Annotated in this window: 17 protein-coding genes and 1 riboswitch; of the genes, 8 read left to right on the forward strand and 9 right to left on the reverse strand. The window is 67.3% G+C overall.

All coding sequences use genetic code 11. The annotated features are described in order from the left end of the window. Positions 1-30: 30 nt before the first annotated feature. The 3 genes from G6N09_RS08155 to G6N09_RS08165 are packed head-to-tail and all read left to right on the forward strand — an operon-like array spanning position 31 to position 2,965. Positions 31-1,356 (forward strand): PPE family protein, encoded by a 1,326-nt coding sequence (locus G6N09_RS08155; RefSeq protein ID WP_083026675.1) that lies wholly within the window; start codon positions 31-33, stop codon positions 1,354-1,356. A gap of 53 nt (positions 1,357-1,409) precedes the next feature. Continuing rightward, a complete protein-coding gene (locus tag G6N09_RS08160; protein WP_083026674.1) occupies positions 1,410-2,582 on the forward strand; it encodes a sodium-dependent bicarbonate transport family permease in 1,173 nt (390 codons plus the stop codon). Positions 2,583-2,596: 14 nt separating this feature from the next. Next, the gene (locus G6N09_RS08165; RefSeq protein ID WP_407662676.1) at positions 2,597-2,965 is read left to right on the forward strand and encodes a DUF732 domain-containing protein; all 369 of its coding nucleotides are present in this window, start codon (positions 2,597-2,599) and stop codon (positions 2,963-2,965) included. Positions 2,966-2,974: 9 nt separating this feature from the next. On the opposite strand, the gene G6N09_RS08170 is transcribed toward G6N09_RS08165, so the two are convergent. The 4 genes from G6N09_RS08170 to G6N09_RS08185 form a co-directional block, all read right to left on the reverse strand. Continuing rightward, on the reverse strand, positions 2,975-4,099 hold the full coding sequence (locus G6N09_RS08170) for an acyl-CoA dehydrogenase family protein (protein WP_083026672.1): 1,125 nt from the start codon (positions 4,097-4,099) through the stop codon (positions 2,975-2,977). Then, on the reverse strand, positions 4,099-5,331 hold the full coding sequence (locus G6N09_RS08175; RefSeq protein ID WP_083026671.1) for an acyl-CoA dehydrogenase family protein: 1,233 nt from the start codon (positions 5,329-5,331) through the stop codon (positions 4,099-4,101). Before G6N09_RS08175 ends, G6N09_RS08170 begins: the two co-directional genes overlap by 1 nt. A gap of 81 nt (positions 5,332-5,412) precedes the next feature. Continuing rightward, positions 5,413-5,928 (reverse strand): nuclear transport factor 2 family protein, encoded by a 516-nt coding sequence (locus G6N09_RS08180; RefSeq protein WP_083026670.1) that lies wholly within the window; start codon positions 5,926-5,928, stop codon positions 5,413-5,415. After that, a complete protein-coding gene (locus tag G6N09_RS08185) occupies positions 5,925-6,791 on the reverse strand; it encodes an LLM class F420-dependent oxidoreductase (RefSeq protein WP_083026669.1) in 867 nt (288 codons plus the stop codon). The genes G6N09_RS08180 and G6N09_RS08185 overlap by 4 nt, the downstream gene beginning before the upstream one ends. 123 nt (positions 6,792-6,914) lie before the next feature. On the opposite strand from G6N09_RS08185, the gene G6N09_RS08190 reads away from it, so the two are divergent. Together G6N09_RS08190 and G6N09_RS08195 are read left to right on the forward strand one after the other, a co-directional pair. Beyond that, entirely contained in the window at positions 6,915-7,754 is an 840-nt protein-coding gene (locus G6N09_RS08190) for an SDR family NAD(P)-dependent oxidoreductase (RefSeq protein WP_083026668.1), read from the forward strand. Then, on the forward strand, positions 7,735-8,349 hold the full coding sequence (locus tag G6N09_RS08195; protein ID WP_083026667.1) for a TetR/AcrR family transcriptional regulator: 615 nt from the start codon (positions 7,735-7,737) through the stop codon (positions 8,347-8,349). Before G6N09_RS08190 ends, G6N09_RS08195 begins: the two co-directional genes overlap by 20 nt. Here the strand turns inward: G6N09_RS08195 and G6N09_RS08200 are convergent. Genes G6N09_RS08200 through G6N09_RS08210 form a run of 3 tightly spaced genes read right to left on the reverse strand, consistent with a single transcriptional unit; the run spans position 8,302 to position 10,835 of the window. Beyond that, positions 8,302-9,030: a hypothetical protein gene (locus tag G6N09_RS08200; RefSeq protein ID WP_179959884.1), complete on the reverse strand. Its 729-nt coding sequence runs from the start codon at positions 9,028-9,030 to the stop codon at positions 8,302-8,304. The genes G6N09_RS08195 and G6N09_RS08200 overlap by 48 nt on opposite strands. Then, a complete protein-coding gene (locus G6N09_RS08205) occupies positions 9,027-9,824 on the reverse strand; it encodes a DUF1906 domain-containing protein (RefSeq protein ID WP_083026666.1) in 798 nt (265 codons plus the stop codon). Before G6N09_RS08205 ends, G6N09_RS08200 begins: the two co-directional genes overlap by 4 nt. A 45-nt stretch (positions 9,825-9,869) precedes the next feature. Next, positions 9,870-10,835 carry an acyl-CoA thioesterase gene (locus tag G6N09_RS08210; RefSeq protein ID WP_234807049.1) on the reverse strand — a complete coding sequence of 322 codons (966 nt, stop codon included), beginning with the start codon at positions 10,833-10,835 and terminating at the stop codon, positions 9,870-9,872. 456 nt (positions 10,836-11,291) lie between these two features. Then, a riboswitch (M-box (ykoK) riboswitch) is annotated at positions 11,292-11,463 on the forward strand. 289 nt (positions 11,464-11,752) lie between these two features. Here G6N09_RS08210 and G6N09_RS08215 point away from each other — a divergent pair. Further along, a complete protein-coding gene (locus tag G6N09_RS08215; protein WP_083026664.1) occupies positions 11,753-12,052 on the forward strand; it encodes a PE family protein in 300 nt (99 codons plus the stop codon). Positions 12,053-12,066: 14 nt separating this feature from the next. Continuing rightward, the gene (locus G6N09_RS08220) at positions 12,067-13,275 is read left to right on the forward strand and encodes a PPE family protein (RefSeq protein ID WP_083026663.1); all 1,209 of its coding nucleotides are present in this window, start codon (positions 12,067-12,069) and stop codon (positions 13,273-13,275) included. Here the strand turns inward: G6N09_RS08220 and G6N09_RS08225 are convergent. Next, positions 13,272-14,189: a carotenoid biosynthesis protein gene (locus tag G6N09_RS08225; RefSeq protein ID WP_163752719.1), complete on the reverse strand. Its 918-nt coding sequence runs from the start codon at positions 14,187-14,189 to the stop codon at positions 13,272-13,274. The genes G6N09_RS08220 and G6N09_RS08225 overlap by 4 nt on opposite strands. A 98-nt stretch (positions 14,190-14,287) precedes the next feature. On the opposite strand from G6N09_RS08225, the gene G6N09_RS08230 reads away from it, so the two are divergent. Beyond that, a complete protein-coding gene (locus G6N09_RS08230; RefSeq protein ID WP_083026704.1) occupies positions 14,288-15,082 on the forward strand; it encodes a DUF1906 domain-containing protein in 795 nt (264 codons plus the stop codon). Between the two features lie 249 nt (positions 15,083-15,331). On the opposite strand, the gene G6N09_RS08235 is transcribed toward G6N09_RS08230, so the two are convergent. Continuing rightward, the gene (locus G6N09_RS08235; RefSeq protein ID WP_163752721.1) at positions 15,332-22,612 is read right to left on the reverse strand and encodes a beta-ketoacyl synthase N-terminal-like domain-containing protein; all 7,281 of its coding nucleotides are present in this window, start codon (positions 22,610-22,612) and stop codon (positions 15,332-15,334) included. Positions 22,613-22,627 lie beyond the last annotated feature (15 nt).

Consider the following 22,627-nt stretch of genomic DNA (forward strand, 5'->3'; position numbering starts at 1 on the left):
AGTCGCACTCGACTAGATAAGGGTGTCGAAATGTACTTCTCCTTACTTCCGCCAGAGATCAACTCCGGCAACATGTATGCCGGTGCCGGCTCTGCTTCACTGACCGCGGCCGCCACGGCGTGGGGACGTCTTGCCAGTGAATTAGGCGCTGCCGCATCCGAATACGATGCCGTACTGGCCTCGCTCGCGAGCGAATCATGGACCGGTCCTTCGGCAGCGGCGATGACCTCCGCCGCCGCGCCGTATACCGCCTGGATGTCGTCCACCGCGGCCACCGCGGCTCAGGCTGCCGCCCAGGCGCAGGCCGCCGCCACCGCCTACGAGGCCGCCCACGCGGCCACCGTTCCGCCGGAGGTCGTCACCGCCAACCGCACGCAGAACCAGATGCTCTACGCCACGAACTACCTGGGACAGAATCTCGCTGCCATCGCCGCCAATGAAGCGCAGTACATGGAGATGTGGGCCCAAGACGCCGCGGCCATGGAGACCTACGCCGCGTCGGCCACCGCTGCCACCAAGGTCACCGCCTTCACCGAACCACCGCAGACCACCACCGGGTCCGCCGCGGCGACATCGGCGAGCAGCGTCGGTTCGGCGGCGACCACGGCGGGAAGCAGCCAGATCCTGCAGTTCTTCGCCGACATCGCGACCCAGTACAACACCTTCATCAACAGCGCGCTGGCCTCCCTGACGGGCAATCCGACCGCCGGCGCGACCTTCTCCGCGATGTTCGCCGCACTCAAGGCGCCGATCGGTCTGACCACCCAGTTCAACGACACCTCGCTGCTGGTCAACTGGCCGATCGGGGCCTTCACCAAGTTTGCGACACCGCTGGGCCGGGCTTTCGAAGGCCTACCGGTCACCGGTCTGGGCGCCGGGTTGCACGCCGGAGCCGCCTCAGCCGGTCTCACCTCCTCGGTGTCTGCCGGCATGGCGGAGGCGAACCTGGTGGGCAACCTGTCCGTCCCACCGAGCTGGGCCTCGGCAAGTCCCGCGATCCGGCTGGCGGCCACCGGCGTTCCCGCCGCGGGCCTGGCCGCCGCCCCCGCCGCGGGAATGGCCGGTGGGCTGCTCAACCAGGCGGCGCTGGGCAGCATGGCCGGCGGCGCCCTGGGCAACGCCACGCCCCGGACCGCTGGAAGCGGACGCATCCGAATCCAGGGCGGCAAGGCCAAGACGCCGGTGAAGCTCGACGCGGTGATCGCCAAGCTGCAGAGTCAGCCCGAGGCGGTCCAGCACTGGAACGTCGACCAGGCCGGACTCGACGAGCTACTCGAAGAACTCTCGAGAAAGCCCGGCGTGCACGCCGTACACCTCAAGGGCGCCAAGAAGGCAGCAGCAGCACCGCTGAGCTGACGCCACCGGGCCACGCCCCAACCCGCCCCCACCTTCCCCCGAAAGAGAGAGTCATGCTTCTCGAGTTCTGGCACAACTTCACGCACAACCTGTTCAAGCCATTGCTGTTGTTCTTCTACTTCGGCTTCCTGATCGCCATGGCGAAGGTGCCCTTCGAATTCCCGAACGCGCTGTATCAGGGGCTCACGATGTACCTGCTGCTGGCCATCGGCTGGCACGGTGGCGAGGAACTCGCCGAGATCGACGTGTCGCAGATCGGCGGAATCCTTGGATTCATGGTCGTCGGATTCGCGTTGAACTTCCTGATCGGAACGATCGCCTACCTGCTCCTCAAGTACATGACGCGCATGCGGGAGGTCGACCGAGCAACCGTGGCCGGGTATTACGGCTCCGACTCTGCCGGCACCTTCGCCACCTGTATGGGCGTGCTCGCCACCGTCGGGATGGCCTTCGACGCCTACATGCCGGTGATGCTGGCCATCATGGAGATCCCCGGCTGCCTGGTGGCGCTGTTCCTGGTCGCGCGGTTGCGACACAAGGGCATGGACGCCACCGGGAACATGCCCCACGAGCCGGGCTACACCGTGCCGGCGGGCGCCCGCCCCGCGGTGGTGGCGGCCCATGGCGCCGATCCGACGGGTGGGCTGTCACTGGAGATGACGCCGGAGCGTCGCGAGGAGGCGGAGGGAGCCCCCAACGGCCGCCTGATCAACAAGGAGCTGGTGCGCGAGGTCTTCCTCAACCCCGGCATCTGCCTGCTGCTCGGTGGCATCATCATCGGCTTCGTCAGTGGCCTGCAGGGCTCCAAGGTCACCGGCGTCGACGACCCGGTCTTCGTCACCGCATTCCAAGGGGTGCTGTGCCTGTTCCTGCTGGAGATGGGGCTGACTGCCGCACGCAAGCTGAAGGACCTGCGGGCCGCCGGCCGTGGCTTCATCTTCTTCGGCCTGCTGGCTCCCAACCTGTTCGCCACGCTGGGTCTGTTTGTGGCGCACACCTACTCGCAAGTGACCGGCATCCACTTCCAGCTGGGCACCTACATCCTGTTCGCTGTGCTGTGCGGTGCGGCGTCCTACATCGCCGTACCGGCGATCCAACGCATCGCGATTCCGGAGGCCAGCCCCAGCCTTCCGCTGGCCGCATCACTGGGCCTGACGTTCTCCTACAACGTGACGATCGGCATCCCGCTCTACATCGAGCTCGCCCACGTCATCACGGGTCAGTAAGGGGGATTGCGCACATGACGGCATCGAGCAGGCGCGTCGGTTGGAGCAAGAACATCATGCGCGGCGTGTTTTTGGCATTGGGTGTTGCCGTCACCATCGTTGGGGCCGCGCCGGCGGGCGCGGACCCCGACGGCGGCGGCGACGGCGGCGCTGGAGACGCCGCCTTCTTGGCGGCGTTGCGCGCCGCGGGGCTCACCTTCTCCAGCGACCAGCAGGCAATTGTGGCCGGCCATGCGGTATGCAGCATGGCCAACAACGGCGAGCCTGGGTTGTCGGTCGTCAAGCAACTCACGACCGACAACCCCGGACTGAGCATGGACGCCGCCTCGCAGTTCGCGGCGGCCGCCGCGAAGGCGTACTGCCCGCAGCACCTGCGGAAGTAGCCGGACCGGCTAGGCCTTCGTCAGCCCGGCGTACCGGGCGATGTGGGAGTCGGTGGTGCCGAATTCGTACTGGATCGCGGTGAGCCGCTTGAAGTAGTGGCCGATCGCCAACTCTTCGGTCATGCCCATGCCACCGTGCAGCTGGACCGCTTCCTGACCCACGAAGCGGGCCGCTCGGCCGATGGTGGCCTTGCCCGCCGACACCGCGCGCGCACGGGTCTGCTCGTCGGCGTCGAGGTTGAGGATCGCCAAGTAAACCGCGGCGGCAGACTGCTCGACCTCCATGAGCATGTCCACCATGCGATGCTGCAGAACTTGGAAGCTACCGATCGGCTGGCCGAACTGCTGACGCTGCTTGCAGTATTCGACGGTGTCGGCCAACACCTTGCGCATGCATCCGACGGCTTCGGCGCAGATCGCGGCGGCACCCTCGTCACGGGCCTGCGCCAACGACGATCCTGCCGCGCCCCGCTCACCCAGCAACGCCCCGGCGGGCAGCCGCAGATCGGTGAACACGATGTCGGCCGCGCTGCGGTCATCGATGGTGCGGTAGGGGTGCAGCTCGATACCCGCGGCATCGGCCTCGGCGAGGAACAACGAGATTCCGTCGTCGCCGTCGATCCGCGCGGTGACCAGCAAGTGGGTGGCCAGGGGCGCCGCCACCACCATGATCTTCGCGCCGTTGAGCACCCACCCGTCACCGTCGGGGCGCGCGAGCGTGGCCACGTCCTGCCAACGGTCGGCCGAATCCGGTTCGGCGGCAGCCAACGCCGTCACGGCGGTTCCGGCCACCAGGTCCCTGAGCACGTCGGCGGCCACCGGGCTGCCCGAGCGCTGCAACAGTCCACCGGCGACGACGACAGCGTCGACGTAGGGCTCGATCACCAGCGCGTGGCCGAGCGCCTCGGCGATGACCATGAGTTCTACTGCGCCGCCGTCGATTCCGTCGAACTCCTCGGGAAACGTCGCGCCCAGAATGCCCAATTCACCGGCGAAGGCACGCCAGATGTCGGGCTGCCAGCCGGCGCCGGTCTTGGCGGCGGCACGGCTGGTCTCCAGGTCGTAGCGCGCGGCGAGGAATTTGGTGATTCCGTCACGCAGCATCTGCTGCTCGTTGTTCAGGTTGAAGTCCATTAGAGTCCCAATGCCGCCTTGGCCAGAATGTTGCGCTGAATTTCGTTGCTGCCGGCGTAGATCGAACCGGCCCGGTCGTTGAAGTAACGCAGCGGTGCCACTGCCTGCCACGGTTCGCCGGACGAGTAACCGTCGGCGGGGGGCTGGTAGTCGGCGATCGGCCCGCCGGGCGCGGTGACGTGCGGCTGGTAGATGCGCCCGCGCGGTCCAGCCGCCTCCAACGCCAGCGCGGTAAGTTCCTGGCTGAGTTCGGTGCCCAAGATCTTGAGCATCGACGAGGACGCCCCGGGATTGCGGCCCTCGGCCACCGCGGTGAGCACCTGGTATTCCAGGATCTCCAACACTTCGGCGCGGATCCGCGCGTCGGCCAGCTTGCGGACGAAGGCGTCGTCGTCGGCCAGGCTGCCACCGCTCGGCCCAGGCTGACCCTTGGCCACGGTGGCGACGTCTTCGGCCATCACCTGCAGACCGGGCGCCACCGCGCCACCGCCGCGTTCGAACTCCAGCAGGTATTTCGCCACCGTCCACCCGGAGTCGATCTCCCCGATGACATTGGCTTTGGGAACCCGAACCTCGTCGAAGAACACCTGGTTCTGGATCTCTTCACCCGAGGTCATCACCAGGGGACGGATCTCGATGCCAGGCGAGTTCATGTCGATCAGGACGAAGGTGATGCCCTGTTGCTTCTTGCCGCCGCGCGAGGTGCGGACCAGCGCGAACATCCAGTTCGCCTCGCCGGCGTGAGTGGTCCAGATCTTGCTGCCGGTGCAGACCAAGTCGTCGCCGTCGTCTTTGGCCGCCATCGTCAGGGCCGCCAGATCTGAGCCGGCCTCCGGCTCGGAGTAGCCCTGGCAGAAGAACACCTCCCCGGTGAGGATCCGGGGCAGGAAGTACTCCTTCTGTGCATCCGTTCCGTACCGGACGATCGCGTGCGCGACCATCCTGATACCCATCGGCGACAGCGCCGGGGCACCGGCAAGAGTCGATTCGCGGCTGAAGATGTAGTGCTGGGTCAGGCTCCAGTCGCAACCGCCGTGCTCCACCGGCCAGGCCGGCGCCGCCCAGCCCCGCTCATGCAGAATCGCCTGCCACGCCATGCTGGCCTCATGATCGGCGTAGACGCTGGTCATGAGCCGGCCCGCGCGGCGCAGTTCCGGGGTCAGTTTCTGATCGAGGAACTCCCGTACCTCAGCTTGAAATGCCCGGTCTTCCTCCGACCACCGCAGATCCATTAATCTCCCCTGCCGTGCCGGCGTTAGGCGTTTTCCGCGGGAGTCTAGCCGCCGTCTCGGGCCGGACCGATTCCGGCCGCCTCAGCCCCTGAGTGGGCGGTCCGGACGGATGCGTCCCGCGATGCCGTCGGACAACAACGCGCGGCTCTCGGCGGTGCCATCGAGCAACCGGGTGATTCGACGGCGGATCTGCCACCCGCCGGGCGCGCCGGCCACTCGCGAAAGGTGAAAATAGTTCGCGCCGCCGCGCGCGACGCGAAACCCGCTGCCCTGTTTGACCAGCAGCGTCGACTCACAGACCGCGATTGCCTCGTCGCCGGTGACAGTGACCACCGCCGGGCCCAGGAAGTGGGTGCACCCGTGCGTGATCAGGCCCTGGTGACCCGGCGAGCGGACCATGGCCGCTATCTCCTCGCGCCCGTTCATCAGCCAGTCTTCTACGTCGTACACACCGTCCTCGCACCACAGCGCCGCAGTGGATTCGGCATCACCGGCATCGACCAGCGGACCGTAGGAGGCGATCAGCCGCTCGATGGCACGCTCATCCTCGATCCGCTGCAGGCGCCGCTGCAGATCGGCCAGCTGTGGCTCGGTCACCGGCCCTCCCGATACGACGGGTCCGCCAGCTCGGCCAGCGCGCGTAGCTGGTCCTGATAGTGGGCCGCGGAATGTGCCGCGATGGAGGCGTTGACCTCGGTGGCACCGAGATCCACCAGCCGGCCGAGTCGGTCCAGGGTCTGCTGGGGGGAGCCGATCGGATCCAGGGGCGGCGTCGACAAGGCCACGGCGAAGCCCTCCGGGAGATCCACCGCGCCAAGATATTCCGTCAGCGTGGCGACGCTGAGGCCAAACGGTGTCCACCCGTCGCCGAGCTGCATCGCGCGCCGAAGTGAGCGACGGGTGTGCCCACCCACCCAGATCGGCACCCGCGATTGGACCGCGCAGGGCTCCACGACCATGTCGGCGAACTGGTAGTGGCTGCCGTGATAGACGGGCCGGGTCTGCGACAGCGCCGCCCGCAGTGCCGTGAGAGAGTCGTCGGCACGCGCGCCACGGTCGTCCCAGGCGCTGCCGAGCAGGTCGAACTCCTCGCGCAGCGATCCGACTCCGACACCCAGGATCAGCCGGCCGCCACTGAGTCGGTCGAGGGTCCCATAGCGCTTGGCGATTTCCAGTGGGTGGTGGTAGCCCAGCACCACCACAGAGGTGACCAATCGGATCTGGCTGGTGCGGCCCGCCAGAAACGCCAACGTGGCCAACGGATCCCAGTATGTGGTGCCGCGGCCGGGGGCGGCATGGGCGGGGACCGCGACATGCTCAGAACAGGTGAGGTGGGTGAATCCCAAACGGTCCGCGAGGGCGGCGATCTGGGCAAGGTCGTCGACTCCGGCAGCGGCCTCCCAGCTGGATGCCACCCCGGGAATCTGGATCACCACCGGCGTGGCCAGGCCGAGTCGCATCAGCGGGCCCGTGCCCGGCGGCCGCTGTAGCGCAATGGTTCTGAGCCTTCCGTTGGGTCGCGAGGGTGAGGTAGCCTCGGCCGAAAAGAAACTAGAATTCATTTTAGTTATAGGGAGGGTCAGTTGTCTAGCGGTGATCAGTCCGGGTGGGCGCTGCAGTACGGTCCGTGGGCCGTGGTGGCAGGCGGCTCCGAAGGGGTCGGCGCCGAGTTCGCGCATGTGTTGGCCACCGCCGGCATCAACCTGGTCCTGATCGCACGTAAACCGGCGCCGCTGCGCCACACCGCCGATCGATGCCGCGCACTGGGCGTGCAGGTCCGGGAACTCACCGTGGACCTGGCCCGTCCGGATGCCGTGGTCCAAGTCGCCGAGGCGACGTCGGAACTTCAGGTCGGCCTGCTGATCTACAACGCCGGCGCCAACACCCACAGTGCAGAGTTCCTCGACGGGGATCTGGCGGCGTTCGAGCGCGTCCTGGACCTGAACGTGCGGACTCCGCTAGGGCTGGTCCATCACTTCGGCACCGCGATGCGCCTACGGCAGCGCGGCGGGCTGCTGCTGGTCGGGTCGCTGGCCGGATACCTCGGGTCGGCACGTCAGAGCGTCTACGGCGGCGCGAAGGCGTTCTCCCGGATCTACGCCGAAGGACTGTGGCTCGAACTGCGCGACGCCAACGTGCACGTTCTGGAGTTAGTTCTCGGGGTGACCAGGACTCCGGCCATGCAGCGGGCCGGCCTCAACTTCGACATTCCCGGGATGCGGGTCTCCGATCCCGCAGATGTCGCCCGCGAGGGTCTCGAGGCACTGCCCCACGGCCCCGTGTACGTGATCGCGGCGCACGCCGACAGCCCCGCCCTGCGTGCCACCTCGGATCGGTCTGCGGCGGTGCTCGCCTCGCATCGAATGATGCGGCGGTTGCTCCCATCGGCCCCCCACGAGTCCGATGCCCCGCCCGCCGATTGAGCGTCAGGCCGCGATTCCCAGCACTGCCGCTCAGCGGCAACGCTGCGACCGCATCCTTGCCACCGCAGCCCGGCTGGGTGCACGCGACGGCCTGGCGGCGGTCCGGATGCAGGACGTGGCCGATCAGTCCGCGGTGTCGATCGCGACCGTCTATCGGTACTACCCCACCAAGCATCACCTGTTCAGCGCACTGTTGTTGCACTACACCGGCAACGCCGGGCCCACACACCGGCCGACCGGATCTCCGGCAGAAGACGTCACCGATCTGATGGTGGGCATCTGCCGATCGATGCTCGCCCGCCCACGGCTGGCCCACGCCATGATCACCTCGGTCAATGCCCGCAGGTCCGAGTCCAGCGCGGCCGGTGACTTCGGCCTGCGCGACGGCATCCTGTCTGTTGCCGGGATCTCGCAACCGGCGCCGCAAGACAGCCAGCTGGCACTGCTGGTGGAACAGTGCGCCTACGGGATCCTGTCCTGGGCGGTAATGGGTGCGACGACTCCGGAGCAGGCTGAACGCGACATGCGGCGGGCCTGCCAGCTCCTGCTAGCTCCCTGGCGAGTCGACCCGCACACCACCGCGGCGCGGGCCTGACAGCGGGCCCGTGGTCGAGGCATGACCCGGGTGGGGCATGGCCAGCGCGGTCCCCAGAATCCAGGCGAACAGCACCGCCGGCATCGCGGTGATCGTCGGGCCCTCCAGCGACAGCGCGCCGGTCCGGAAGACGAAGCTCAGGATCAGCACCGGGTGGGCCACCGCGGCCACGACCGCGAGGTGCCCGGTGTAGGCCGGAAGCACTCCCCGCACGTAGACCGCGATGGCAAACGCGACCAGCGCGACCACGATGGGCATGCCCGACATGGCCAATAGGCCGAATGTCAGGTCGTAGAGCAAGGAGGCTGTGTCGGCGCTGCGCCGCCGGTACAACAACAGGTCAAAGGCGGTGAACCCGCTGAGCAGCAAGGTCACGCTCACGATGTACCCACCGGCGAAACAGGTCGGCAGGATCGACTTCACCGGAACCCGGTCGCGCAGGTAGGCCCAGACCGCGGCGCCGAAAACCAGCCACAACGTGACGCCGATGGTATTGAGCGTCATGGTCAGCACCAGTCGGTCGTGGTGCGCCGATGCCCACCGCGCCACATCCACGGATTGCGTCCGGGTAGCCGGGAAGGTCCAGATCGGATACACCAGGAGGGTGAGTGCGGGCAGAACCACACCCAGAACTCCGGACCACCGCGCCACCCGTGCTGCGTCCCAGGATCTGTCGATCATGACTGTCCCCCCTGTTGTCGGGCTAGGTCCCATTGACCGAAGTCGGCGGCCAAGACGTCGTCGACGTCCACATGCACACCACCGATGACAAATCCCGGCTCGGTCGCGGTGACGATTTCGCGCTGGAAGAGCACGGCCGCGGGTACACGTTCCCCGTGCGACCACGCTCGGGTCTGCCATGCCCACCGGTACCCCGCGCTGGTCGATTCTCCGATCACCTCGTCGGCGATGGCCCAGCTGCACTGACGGGCACCGCCGTAGATTCCGGTGCGGTCGGCACCCAGCACCGAGTTGATGCCGCGAAACCATTGGACCGCAACGTTTTTCCACGTCGTGGCGTCGATGTCCTCGTCGACACTGAAGAAGATCGGCGCGGTCGGTGGGCCCCCCGCGGCGGCGTGCAGCCGTAACGCCGTGCGGGCATCCGCCACGCCGCCGTCATAGCCCCGGGTGAAGTCCGACGGCGAGTGCGCCCATCCCGGCTTGCCGTACTGATAACAGCTGGCCACCTGCAAGCCCGCCGCCCGCAGCGAGTCGGCATAGTCACGGGTGACGGGCTTGAAATCAAAGGTGGCACCCGGCCGCAGTTCGGAGACGTAGACCAGCGCCCCATCGAATCCAGCGGCCTTGATCTGCTCCGGCTGTACGAGGCGGTCGGCAAAGTCGATGACCTGCAATCCGGTGGCTCCGGCCCGCGCTACGCCGCCCGTCGCCCCGAGGGCGCCGGGAAGGGCCAGTGCTGGTCCGAGTAACGCGGCATACCTGAGCACGTCGCGCCGCGAAGCGGTACGCATCACAACCGAGAAGGGTACCGGCCGCAGGTCTCCAGAACGTGGCGATCAGGTGCGTTCGGTTCGAGCCGGCGCAGCGCCCGCCCGCACCAGGACTTCCTGCGCGGTGCTGGCCACGTGCCGACCGCTGGCATCGACCAGGGTGCCGCGCACCAGGGCACGGTGTCCTGCGGTAGCGACGGTCTGCTGGGTGTAGAGGTGCCAACGGTCGAAGTGCACCGGGCGGTGCACCCATAGCGTGTGATCCAGCGTGAGCCCGGTGTGGGTGGCATGGTCGACGCGCTGCGGATAGCTGCGAAACGCGGTGTCTACCAGGAGGTAATCACTGGCGTAGGCGAGCAGGAACGCGTTGAGCTGCGAGTCACCGGCGGCAGCACGCGGCAGGCGCATCCAGTGGTTACGCGGGCCTGGCGCCTGGCGACCGCCGAGGAAGACCGGCGCTTCGGCGGTGCGCATCTCCAGCGGCGGGGGTTGCTCGATCCAGGCGGTTCCCCGGTCGGCTAGGTGTGGCGGGGCGTTGAGCACCCAGTGCTGCAGCAACGGAAGGTCCTCGGGTGCGAGGCCGGGCAGCGGCTGGGGTGCGCTCTCGTCGGTGTCGGCGCTGGTGTCGAACGACACCGTGGCGATCATCCGGGTCCGGCCGTCCTGCTGCACGGTGACCTGCCGCGCCGACATGGACCGACCGTCACGGGTGCGCTCGACGGTGATCTCCACCGGCAATCCGGGATCGCCGGGTCGCAGAAACGAGGCGTGGATGGAGTGGGCGGTGAGCTCGGGGACCGTGGCGGCGGCCGCGGCCATCGCCTGAGCGAAGAGCTGGCCCCCGAATACGCGGCCGAACCGGGCGGCTTCGTTGCCCGCCCGAAAGCGGTCTGAGCCCAGCGGCTGCAGGCTCAACACCTGCTCCAGCCGGTCGAGCGCGTCCAGCGTGGCGCGTTCGAGCTGACTTCCCGACCCCAGCAGCGGGCCGCGGTAGTCGGGGCGCGCGGAGACCTCGGACGCCGATGTCTGCACGATTTCCTCCTCACCCGCTGTGGCCCGTTCGCGGCGGACTGCCGACACGGGTAGCCGGTGATGTGACTGCTGGTCCATTCAAGTTAATCCGAGCGACATAGGTCAAGGGCGTGGGGCTGACCGCGCACAGGCAACCACGTGATCTCAGAGCCGCCGGGGACGCTGCCGAAGGTCGCCGTGTGATTCACCGAATCGTCTTTCTAAGAAGCCGACTTGCTGTCGGTTGAGCAGGGCTACCTCGGAATCTGTTGGTATTTTTCGCAGTTCACCGCAACGGTCGCATCGACGCTCTTACCAACACCACATAGATCGCGATTGGCAAACTTTGAGGCACAACGAAAGCGGCCTGGATACAGGGCAATTCGACATCCACGTCCGCTTTTTGGCAACACATCTCGTCGTTCGGCACCGCCCATTCGAGTTGACTCGCCCCAACGTTGATGCCACCATGGCCGCGACGCACCTCGCTAGGTGAGGCGTCTGTACGGATACAGGCCACTGACCCCAAACGTCGAGAGACGCCCCGGGTCAGGACAGCTCTTCCCGAATTAAGGGTTGGGCCCAAGTGGCTTTCGGCTTAGTGCCGGATACGGCGTGCAGTGCCAAAACTCTGTCGAGAGGGTGCCGTCCGGCCGACGCTGCGCTGGTTCGGTTTGTCCCGCTGTGTAAGTCACAACGGCATCCCCGTGTGCCCTGGCCGTGAGGAGGTGGGAGCGACATTGAGTCCGAGCGATAGTCCTTATCCGAGACCGATGACCATTTCATTCGAATCCTGCCCCGGCACTGCTGTCACCTACTGAGTCGGTTCACGCCCTACCGCGTCAACGCTGTCTACATCGAGAGATAACGCTGCTTTTGCGTGCGTTTGTCTTTGTAGCGCAGCGCGATTCGTCATGCAATCCTGAAAGAGAGTCCCCATGTCTTTTGTATCCGCACTGCCCGAAGAGCTGATGGCTACCGCGGTCGACCTGCGCGGTGTCGGCGATACCGTGTCCGCGCAGAGCGCTGCTGCCGCAGCCTCGACTACCGGGGTGCTACCCGCGGCCGCCGATGAAGTCTCGGCACTGACCGCAGCTCAGTTCGCACGGCACGCCCAGATGTACCAAGCGATCAGCAGGCGAGCTGCGGTTGTTCATGAGTTGTTCGTCGACACTCTGCAACGCAACGCACGAGCTTACGCAGCCACGGACGCCGCGAACGTTATCTTGTTCTCCTGAAAGGGTTTTAACCAATGGACTACGGATCAATTCCGCCAGAGATCAATTCGGCGCGCATGTACGCCGGTCCGGGATCGGGCCCGATGCTGGCCGCCGCGGCCTCCTGGAATCTACTTTCCGCGGAACTGCGTTCGGCTGCAACATCTTTCGAGTGGCTGGTAGCCGGCCTGGCCAGTCAAGGATGGTGGGGGCCATCCGCATCGGCGATGACTGCGGCAGCCGAGCCCTACTTTGTGTGGTTGAGCGTAACCGCCGAGCAAGCCGAGCAGACCGCGGCGCAGGCGTACGCCGCGGCCGAGGCGTACGCTGCTGCCCACGCCATGACGGTGCCGCCCGCTGCAATCGAGACCAACCGCGTCTTGTTGGCGTCGTTGGTCAAGACCAATGCCCTAGGACAGAACACCCCGGCTATCGCAGCGACCGAAGCTCGCTACGGCCAGATGTGGGCGCAAGACGCGGTGGCGATGTACAGCTACGCCGCTGCGTCAGCCACCGCTACACAATTGATCCCCTTCGCTGATGCTCCCGAAACCACTCATCAAGACGAAGGCGCGCCGAATGCCGGCGGCGTAGGCCCCACAAATGCCCACGCCCAGCTGCCCGATGCGTTGCGGAACATGGCCTCACCGGCAGTGGGAACGCGTCCCACGGATCCGGACTGGCACTGGACGAAGTTCTTCGACGGCCTCTTCGACGGAACGTGGGGCCACGATGACGGGTCGGGCCTGAACATCAATGCCCAGTTGTGGAACACCATCGCCGCGACCGGCATTTTCGACCCCGGCGGCAACATCGAAGGCTTTACCGGGCTGGCCACGCTCGGGTTTCTCGCACGCGGCATCGACGGTGGCACGGCCGCACTGACCCACGGCGGGATCGGCCCCACCACCGGCATGACACTGGCGTCGACGGCCGCCGCCGGACTGGAGACCGCCGCCCGCCCCCTAGGCGGCGCCGGCTCCCCGGTGGCTGCTGGCATGGGCCGGGCCACCCTGGTCGGTTCGTTGTCCGCGCCGGCCAGCTGGGGAGCGGCGAGCCCGAGCGGTGCTCCCCTGGCTGCGACGGGTAGTGGCTGGTCCGTGGCCCCGGAGAGCAGGTCGATGACAGCCCTGCCGCCACCGATTCCTCCCGGTGGTGCCGGCCGCAACGGCGGTCACGGTCTGGGCACGCCGCGTTATGGCGTCAAGCTCACCGTGATGCCGCGGCCCGTTGGGGTCGGCTAGCCGGCGTGGGTACTCGAGTCATCGATGGCTGGAGATGCTGCCGGGGTGTCCTGATAGAGCCGTATCACGCTGACGACCACGACCAGGCCCATCATGAACCACGTCATCTCAGAGCACGTCTCGTAGATGTCGGACAGGGCAACGGGCGCGCCCTGGATAGTCGTGGTGGCATCGCCGGCACGCAGCAGCCCGAGGTTGACTTGCAGGCCCATGCCGAACCAGATGACCGCCGGCATCAACAACGCCGACCGGGTCGAGGACGTGGGTTCCCGTCGCCACCGTCGTTCGATCAGCGCAAAAGTCTGAAACAGCACCCACCCGGTGATCAGCCATCCGGCGTAGTTGCTCAACGGGACGCCCAGAACGCCACTCGGTTCCCGGTAGGCGAACATGTGGCGTACGTAGGCGCCGATCGGATCGATCACCAGGTCATAACCGCCGACGACGAGGGTAGCGACGACCGGTGTCAGCACCACCGACAGCCATCGACTCTGGAATTCACCCACGATCACCCTGGCGAGAATCCACGCCAACCAGGCCAGAATCACCCAGGCCGCCACAACCACGAACGGCACGCCGAACGCACGGGGCCCGTCCGCGTAATGAACGAAGTAGCCGAACGGGAAGCCGGTCGCGATACTGCATGCCTCGAAGCCCAGACCCACGGTCACGGCGACAGCAAAGTAGGCGATGGCCCCGGCGGGCCGGTAGAGCGTCAACGCATGGAGCAACACGAACGTCGCCAAGGTGGCACCCGAGATAGCTTCGGCGACAGCGGATATCGATCCGGCACTCAGAGCCGTCGTTACCGTCGCAGCGAGGCAGATCGCGACAACGCACCACCCTGCGAGCACCAGCGGGCTCTTGGGCACGCGCGGAGCCGTCGGCGAGGCATGGCTGACGGGCGTCGACACGCACGAATCGTATCCGTCCACGACTCGTTGCAAGGGCGCACGGATGCTCTCGGCGCGGGCAGCACCGTTTACAGCAGTCACATTGTTAACATCGGCGCGTGTCTGACTCTCCACGGACTGCACTTCCTCGCAACCACGTTTCCCGACGTGACGCACTGCGGTACGCGTCCGCCGCGGCTCTCACCGGGCTGGGCGCAGCGTCCGTCGGCGCACCGCTGGCTTCGGCCGCGGCTCCCACGCTCATCGACTACGCCATGCGCCAGATTCCCGCAGCGGACATCCGCGCCGCCGGCCACGCCGGAGTCATCAACTACGTGTCGACGTCGCGGCCGGGCTCGAATTTCGGCGCCAAACCGATCACCCGGCCCTACGCCGAGTCACTCACCGCGGCGGGGCTGGTGATCGTCAGCAACTTTCAGTACGGCAAACCCGGCGGCACCGCGCCGTCGGACTTCACCCGGGGGTATCCCGGCGGCGTCGCCGACGCCCGCACCGCCTGGCAACTGCACAGCGCGGCCGGCGGCGGTCAGACTGCACCGGTGTTCTTCAGCGTCGACGACGACATCGATCGCAATACCTGGAATAGCGTTGCCCTGCCATGGTTTCAGGGCATCAACTCGCTGCTGGGAGTGCAGCGCACCGGGGTCTACGGGGGCGTGAACGTCTGCCAGTGGGCGGCCGCCGACGGTGTCATCGGGGTCTCTCGGACTCCCGGCAAGCGGTGGGCATGGCAGACACGGTCCTGGTCGCGTGGACAAGTCGACCCCGCGGCGGTGCTCTACCAGCGGATCGTGAGTACCGCGTCGACTCCGGGGCCGATCGTCGGCGGGATCGAAGTGGACGTCAACGACGTCTTGGCCCAGGACTGCGGCCAGTGGAACCTACATCCGTGAGGCTGGCAGCTCAGGATTTGCTGGACACGAACAGTGCCAGGGTGATCGCCACAACACATGCGAGGGACGTGTAGACACCCAGGGACGCTGAGGCCATGAGGAGGCTCCTGTCTGCGAAGACGTGGTCGGAATACATTGACGGCCGATCTACGTCCAGCTGCGCAGCTAGACGGCCGTGCCGCGATCGCCAACTAAGCTAGCCGCCTGCCTCAGCCGTCGTCAAACACGACGCCGAGGCCGGGCGCCCGTTCAGGACGGGCTGGCCTCGCCCGCCCGCACCATCTCCCATTCCCCGTCGGAGACCAGATTCCGCCAGTCGACAGGCAGGGCATCCAACGCGTCCTCGATGCAGAACCAGACCGATTCCAGCGGCGACGCTCCCGGAGCCGCGGCGGTGATCCGACTCTCCACGTCGTAGTTCGGCGCATGCGGTGCGTCGCTGAACGGTGCGAGCCCGTTGATCGCGTCCATGACGTAACGCCGCAACTCGGCGTAGGGCATTCCGCGCAGCTCCTCGGGCAGGATCGGGCGGCCGAAGATGTAGTCCTGGGCGGTATGGCCGTAGGGCACCTCGAGCTTGTGCGGCAATGGCTCCTCGGGCAGTCCTCCCGCGAAGTACAACGGCACGATCGGCATCGACATCTCCAGCGCCATGTCCAGGAGCGTGGACGTCAGTCGCTCAACCCGCTGACCCGAGCTGACGCTGCGTGTGCCGTCGGCATGGACCATCACCGATACGCCGAGGGAGGCCGCCTCCCGCTTGAGTTCGTCCACCAGAGCGAAAAACTCCTGCGGCTGCTGCTGGTCGAAATAGCGGAGGTGCCCCAGTTCCTTGCCCGCGGCGGCGTCGATCATGCGCAGCAGGTTTCCCACCCAGCCGGTCTCGTGCTTGGCGTGTCCGATGGTGACCACCTTGGTTCCGGTCAGCCAGGATCCGATCGTGGTGCCGAGCAACGATTCGACCTGCACCTGGTGATTGGCCAACACCAACACCGGACGGCCGTAGACGGCCGCCATCGCGGCAGGGTCGGTCACCACGACGTGCCGCACGTAGCGGGCCAGTACCGCGCCGAGGGCAAGCTCGCCAAACCATCCGTCGGGCATGCCCGCGCTCTGTGTCCACCACGCTCGGATCGGCTCCCAGTCGGTCACCGAAGTCGCACGCGCACGGCACGCACCCGGACCCAGGGTCTCGACCTCGACGGTGATCCGCTCCAGCGGCAGCGCCGGACAGCTCACCTGACCATCGACGACCTGAACCTGGCAGGGGTGGATGGCGTTGTGGACGGCGTCGGCCACCGCCTCCTTGGTCGCGATCTCGACCATCAGCGCATCGCCCTGAGCGTCAGATCCGTAGACCGCCTGCAAGGTGCCTTTGAACCAGTCCAGAGTTGCCATCCGGGCGGCGTCGAGTGCCAGCACACCGCGGCCCAGTCGCTCGCTCAACGATAGCCCGGGGACCGCCCGCCGTTCTCCCATGAACGCGCGCCGCTCCGGCCCGCCGACCTCCGCCAATGGCCCCTTGCTCAGCAGAAACTCGGCCATCCGGATTCGCGCCCACGGCCGTCCTCCGGCACTGAGCCACAGGTCGAACGTCGGCATGCGGCCTTCGTCGTCATCGAAGCCGACGAATCGGGCTTGCACGTCAACGGTTCCCGCCACGGGGGTCTCGGCGTAGAACCGAGCCGACAGAATGCGGCGCGGAAACCCCACATCGGGGTCGAGCGCATGAGCGTAGGAGGCCGGGTCGGCGGTGCCACTGGTCCACACGCTCATGGCCGTGTGCGGTACGACATGCAAGGCACCGTCGAGCAGTCCCGGCTGCAACTCACCGATCGGAACGGCGCAGCGATCGATGGCGAGGGTTCCACTGGAACCGTTGCGGCCGATCCGGGCGCCGTCGATCAGGGTCGCGAACGCCGGACCGTGAAAGACGGTTCCGTCATAGGGATCGGCGTAAGGCACCGCACCGTCCAGCGGCGCCGGCAGCTCCGGCTCGCCGGTGTAGGAAGCGGCGGTGACGACGTGGGCGTGCGCGTGAATCTCCCAGCGGGACAACTCCGCTCGTGGTGCGTCCCGCCACACCTCCAGGCGGCCGCGGAAACGGCCACACTCGGGCAGCTGCTCGAGCACCACCCGCAGCTGCTTCGGGGCGTCGACGACGACCCACCGCACCATCTGGACGTCGGTGACCTCGACCACCTTGGCGCCACCGGTGGCCCGGACCGCGGCCTGCGCGAACAGGTCCATCACCGACATCATCGGCAGCGAGGGAATGACGTAGGTGGGACAGTGGTCGACGACCCACGCGTCGGTGGCCGGGTCCAGCGTCACGTCCATCGTGGTTGTCGTGGCCACCGCTGCGGGCGCAGGCGCCACCGCGGTCGTGGGTATCGCCGCGGCCTGCGCCGGCGACCTCTGCTCACCGGTACCGACGACGATCCGCATGCCCAGGTTGCTGGCGGTGTAGATCCGTTTGTCGTCCACCCACAGCGACGCCTCGGCCACCGCGAGGATGCCGGCGTCCTCTCGAACGATCCTGGTGATCTCCACCTGCGCCGTGATCTGCTTGTTGGTGGGAATGATCTGACCGCGATAACGCCATGTCATGGCGTCATGAAGGGCGGCCGGCTCGAACCGCGCCGACGGTCCCGCCTCCTTGCCCAGGCCGAGGTCCAACATCCCGAACTGCAGGAGCTGCAACAGCATTTCGATACCCAGCGATCCGGGTTGGACCGGGTCCTGGAAGAAGTGCGCCTTGAAATACCACTCGCCGGGGTTGACGTCTTTGACCCCGCGCCATTGGCCCAGCCCGGCGGCGCCGCCGGAAGGCCAGCGCCCGGTCACCCGGTCGACCATCAACAACATGGGCTCGGCCAGCCGCGCTCCGGCACCGAAGAACTCAGCGGGCTGCGTGGTCAGGTCGACCGCAGGCGCCACGCTGGCCTGAGCCAGTGCGGCACGTTGTGCATCACTGACCGGCAGGCCCACCTGGTTCTGCAGCGCTTCGCGTTTGAAGTAACCGAACACGGTGTCGAAGGTGTAGACGGGTCCGTCGTCGTCGAGGACCTCACCGTCGAAAGCGACGATGATGGTTCCGGCGGCCTTGGCGAGGCTCTTCAGCTTCACCTTGATACGCAGCGTTCCGGTAGCCGGAGTGACTTCACGGTGCTGGGTTCCGGTGCCGTCGAGGTTGCGGAAGAACAGGTCCGCCTCGCCGTCCAACGGACAGCCCACATAGCTGGCCAGCCAGCCGCATGGCTGCAGCGCGACCTCCATGAGCACCGCGTTGGGCATCGTCTCATGCCCGTTGGCCGCACCGTTCTGGACGAAGTACCAGGCGTCGGCGGGGACGTCGTACTCCACGACGACTTCGGCACCGGCCTTCATCACGCCGGTCTCGCCCACCAGTTCGGTGACCCGGGACATGAAGTGATACGGCGGGCCGGGCAGCCGGGCCGCCTTGCGCGGAGAGTCGAACTTCTCGAACAGCGGCCCGAACGCCATGGACGGCTTGGCGATCGCGCTGGCCAGCATCGCCTGGTAGTCGTAGCGGAACCCGTTGACTTCGGCGACCGGTTTGGGTTCGACGTAGCCTTCGAGCTCTGCGGCGCCGGTGTCCATCGGCCATCCCGGTGACAGCTTCAGGCCCATCCGCTCGCAATGGAAGGCGGGAAGTCCGTCGACGGTGCAGAGCAGGTCGGCGAACAGGGTCGGCTCGGGACCGGCGATCACCTCCCGGACGAACACCTCGTAGACGACTTCCCGCGACTGCGGGGTGACCTGGCCCCGGCAACGCAGCTTGTACGTCTCGAAGGGAACGGGTTCGAAGCGCCAGCCGTCGCAGTCCAGGGTCATGCCCAGTGCGGTCATGTAGATCGCCATGGTCTGCATGGTCGCCTCGTACATGAGCGTGCCAGGCATGCAGGGATCGTTTTTGAAATGGCCGGCGAAGAAGCAGTTTTCGGGAGTTACCGGCGCAACCGCGCGCAGATATCCACGGCCCCACGGGCCGCCGGTGAGGTCGAGGTCGGTCACCTCGTCGACGAACAGCATGTCGCCGCCGTGGATGCGGGGTGGGCGGGTGTGGCTGCCGGCCTTCTCGAAGCCCGGGCCGAACGTCCGCCAGATCTCGCCGCCCGCCATGGCCTCCAGGTCGGCGCGCTGCAGTGAGGTGCGCGCCGTCTGGGCGGGAGTCACCTCCATGGGCCCGCTGACCGTCTGGTCTTCGGGACGCCACAGCACTCCGCCGGAGGCGGCCAGCTCTTCGTCGGTGAAGAATCCGGCCTGGCCATTGCGCATCGACATGCGCTCGACACCGTCGATGGTGCAGTCGTAGTGGAAGAAGAACAGGCGCACATCGCCTTGCCGGGCGTGTCCGTCCACGTGAATGTCAAAGCGCAGGGTGTCGCCGATCTCGGGAAGGCCCCCCAGGTAGGTCACCTCGCAGCCGAGCAGTCGGTACACCCGCTCGCTCTTGTTGAGCAGATCCGCGCCCATCCAGGAGATGAGCATGAGGTCGGCCTGACCGCTTTCGATCATGATTCCGGCGGGCATCCGGGCCTGCTGCAGCCACCATGAATCGGCGGTGACATCGGTTTCGGTCCACAGTGTTCCGGTGCCGTGTTTGGCCGGTTCGGCGTCGATGCCCAGTAAGCGATCCGCCAACAGCAGGGGCGGCTCGGGCATCCGGACCTGCCGTGCGTACTGGTCCTGCTCGGCGAACGCCGGCCCGAAGATCTCGGAGATGTTGCCCGAGGAGTGCACCCGCAGGCCGTCTTTGTCGAGGGTGAGCCCGACCGGCTCGCGTTTGACCGTCGGCGCCGGGACCACCTTGTCTGCGGGCCTGACAGGCTGGTTCGACCGGCTGGCACCTGCCGACGGGTTGACGGGGCCGACCGGTGTGGGAGCCTCGTTCACCGCTGCGGGCGGCGGCGTCTCAACCCGGAGCGACGTGGTTGCGGACACCTCCAGCGGCAGCCGTGCGAGCGACTCCGCGACGGTGGCCAGCGCCGGGGGAATCGGGAGTTGTGTCGGCATGAATCGCTCCAGTTGATGAGGGGGGTTCGGGCCCGGGACCGCCACCCGCGGCGGCAGTACGACCGGTGGCAGGTGCGCCGGGAAGTTGAGCCGGATCGGTTTCTTGCCGGTGTCGGCCGGCGCCGGCGCGATCAAGGTCGCGGACTGCTCCTTGGTCGCCGACGACGTGAGCGTGACCTGTTGCCGCTGGTCGGCCATACCGGTGAGTTCGACAGCGACGCAACGCTGCTCAGAAGTCCAGGGCTCACCGTCCGGCCATACGCCCAGTGCGCCGTAGAGCACTCCGGCGGCCACGTGCAGCAGTCCCGATGCGGCGTGCGCGTGGCCCAACAGCGCCGACAGATTCACCGCACCGGGGGCGGTGCCCAGGTGCAGTCGTTCGGCGTCGGGCTCTTCCTCGACGAGCAGGGTGGCGTAGACGGTGTCGCCGTCACGGCGGGCGTCGGCGGCGCGCTTGAGCACGAGGATGACGGCGGCGTCGCCGGGAATCTGCTCGTCGGCGTGCAGCAGGGCACGCGCAGCTGCCTCGTGCACGGGCTCACAGCTCAGGTCCACAGCACCCACCACGGCGGCGTCGATCTCGCCGCGGCGCAGCGCGCGCGCCGCCATCTCCAGCGCGGTGGTGCCCGAGAGTTGTTCTCGTGACACCGTGAAACTCGGACCACGCAGGTCGAATTGGCTGTTGAGCCGATTCGCCACAATGTTGGGCATGGCACCCACAACACCGGCGGCCGTCCAGCCCTGCACGACACCGTCCCGCGCCACGGCAAGCTGATCGGCGTCCTCGACGTCGTCCGCCAACCGCCAGCGCAGCCCGAACCGGGCGACTTCGGCGTCGCAGCCCATCCCGACGACCACGCTGGTGGTGTCCGGCGGCAAGCCCTTGATGATCTCGCCGATGTTCAGGGCCGCACCCAGCAGCGCCAGCTGTTGGGGCTGTGTCTGTTTCAGGTCCGCGGGCGGGAAACGGGTCTGTGTCAGATCCAGGCAGATCTCCGTCATCCGGGCCCCGCGGAGCGTCGCGCCCGAGGCGGCGGGTATCGGCTGACAGGTCGCGACGTGCTCTGCCACCGAGGCCGTGTCATGGCCGTCGCCGAGCAGCAGGCTCAGGCCGATGATCGCGATCTCGGGGTCAGGCGCAGCCGTCGGGAGGACCGGCGGCGCCGGCGAGACCGCACGTCCTTCGACCCATTCTTCGAGGAGCAGGTGAGCGTTGTTGCCACCGAACCCGAAGTTGTTGACCGCGGCACGGCGCGGACCGTCGCAGTCCCAGGGCTCGGCATCGGTGAGCAGCCGGAAAGGCGAGTCGGCGAGGAAGGGCAGCGGATCATCGGCGTGCAGAGTCGGGGGCCGCACACCGGCACGCATCGCCGCCAGTACCTTGATTGCGCCCGCTGCCCCGGACGCCGTGATCGAATGGCCGAGATTGGATTTCAGTGATCCGATGGGCACGCCGGACATTCCGGTGAAGATGCGCGCCATGCTCATCAGTTCGGTCAGGTCGCCGCGCGAGGTTCCGGTGGCATGGCATTCGATCAGGGAGATGTCCTGGGGCTCCAGTCCGGCCATCTCATAGGCCAGCCGCATCGCGCGTTCCTGCCCGTCCTGGGAGGGCACCAGAAAGCCATGGCCGCGGCCGTCGTTGCTCAGTCCGACGCCGCGGATCAGGCCCAGGATCGGGTCGCCGTCGGCGATCGCATCATCGAGACGCCGCAACACCAGGATCGCTGCGCCTTCGGCGGGCACCAGGCCGTCGGCACCGGTGTTGAACGGGCGTGAGCGGCCCGTGCGGCTCAGGGCCTGCAAGGCGGTGAAGCCCACGTGCAGCAGCAGATCACTCGCCCCGTTGATGCCGCCGGCGAACATCACGTCCGCGGTGCGGTCGTGCAACCGGTCGCAAGCCAGCTTGATGGCGTACAGCGATGACGCGCAGGCGGCGTCGAGGGCGGTGGCCCCTCCGGTCAGGCCCAGGGCCTGAGCGATCAGGTGCGCGGGCAAGCCAGACATGAAGCGATTGCGCCAGTCCACCCCGGACTGGGAGCCGGCTAGTCCTGCCCGCCATACGTTTTCGGCGAGGTCGGTCATCTTCTTGGTGGGATAGCTCAGGTTGCCCAGCGCGATACCGGCCGCGCCCGGCACTTCACCCGCCCGCCATCCGGCGCTGTCGAGCGCCTGCCGGGCGGCTTCAACGCCCCACCGGTAGAGCGGGTCCAGGCCGACGAGGTCGTCGGCGTCCAAGAACAGCCCGCCTGGGTTGAACACGTCGTCGAATCCGCGGACGTAGCCGCCGCGATCCGACCAGGTGTGGTCGAGTTCGGGCACCTCGGTCGGGGCACACAGGACGCGTGCCGCCGATACGCCCCAGTGGTCGGGGCCGGGCGAGCCCAGCACATCCCGGCCGGCGCGCACCGTGTTCCAGAGTTGACTCGCGTTCAGTCCCCCGGGCAGGACACAGCCCTGCCCGACGATCGCGATGGGATCAAACTTCACTTCGTATCAGCCGCC

The organism is Mycolicibacter minnesotensis, from assembly GCF_010731755.1.
Taxonomy (GTDB): domain Bacteria; phylum Actinomycetota; class Actinomycetes; order Mycobacteriales; family Mycobacteriaceae; genus Mycobacterium; species Mycobacterium minnesotense.

What these genes read in the sequence shown, in the direction of transcription:
- G6N09_RS08205 (WP_083026666.1), bottom strand. Translation starts at nt 9,824, where the DNA reads ATGCGTACCGCTTCGCGGCGCGACGTGCTCAGGTATGCCGCGTTACTC.
- G6N09_RS08185 (WP_083026669.1), bottom strand. Translation starts at nt 6,791, where the DNA reads ATGCGACTCGGCCTGGCCACGCCGGTGGTGATCCAGATTCCCGGGGTG.
- G6N09_RS08220 (WP_083026663.1), top strand. Translation starts at nt 12,067, where the DNA reads ATGGACTACGGATCAATTCCGCCAGAGATCAATTCGGCGCGCATGTAC.
- G6N09_RS08175 (WP_083026671.1), bottom strand. Translation starts at nt 5,331, where the DNA reads ATGGATCTGCGGTGGTCGGAGGAAGACCGGGCATTTCAAGCTGAGGTA.
- G6N09_RS08160 (WP_083026674.1), top strand. Translation starts at nt 1,410, where the DNA reads ATGCTTCTCGAGTTCTGGCACAACTTCACGCACAACCTGTTCAAGCCA.
- G6N09_RS08195 (WP_083026667.1), top strand. Translation starts at nt 7,735, where the DNA reads ATGCCCCGCCCGCCGATTGAGCGTCAGGCCGCGATTCCCAGCACTGCC.
- G6N09_RS08165 (WP_407662676.1), top strand. Translation starts at nt 2,597, where the DNA reads ATGACGGCATCGAGCAGGCGCGTCGGTTGGAGCAAGAACATCATGCGC.
- G6N09_RS08155 (WP_083026675.1), top strand. Translation starts at nt 31, where the DNA reads ATGTACTTCTCCTTACTTCCGCCAGAGATCAACTCCGGCAACATGTAT.
- G6N09_RS08200 (WP_179959884.1), bottom strand. Translation starts at nt 9,030, where the DNA reads ATGATCGACAGATCCTGGGACGCAGCACGGGTGGCGCGGTGGTCCGGA.
- G6N09_RS08170 (WP_083026672.1), bottom strand. Translation starts at nt 4,099, where the DNA reads ATGGACTTCAACCTGAACAACGAGCAGCAGATGCTGCGTGACGGAATC.
- G6N09_RS08215 (WP_083026664.1), top strand. Translation starts at nt 11,753, where the DNA reads ATGTCTTTTGTATCCGCACTGCCCGAAGAGCTGATGGCTACCGCGGTC.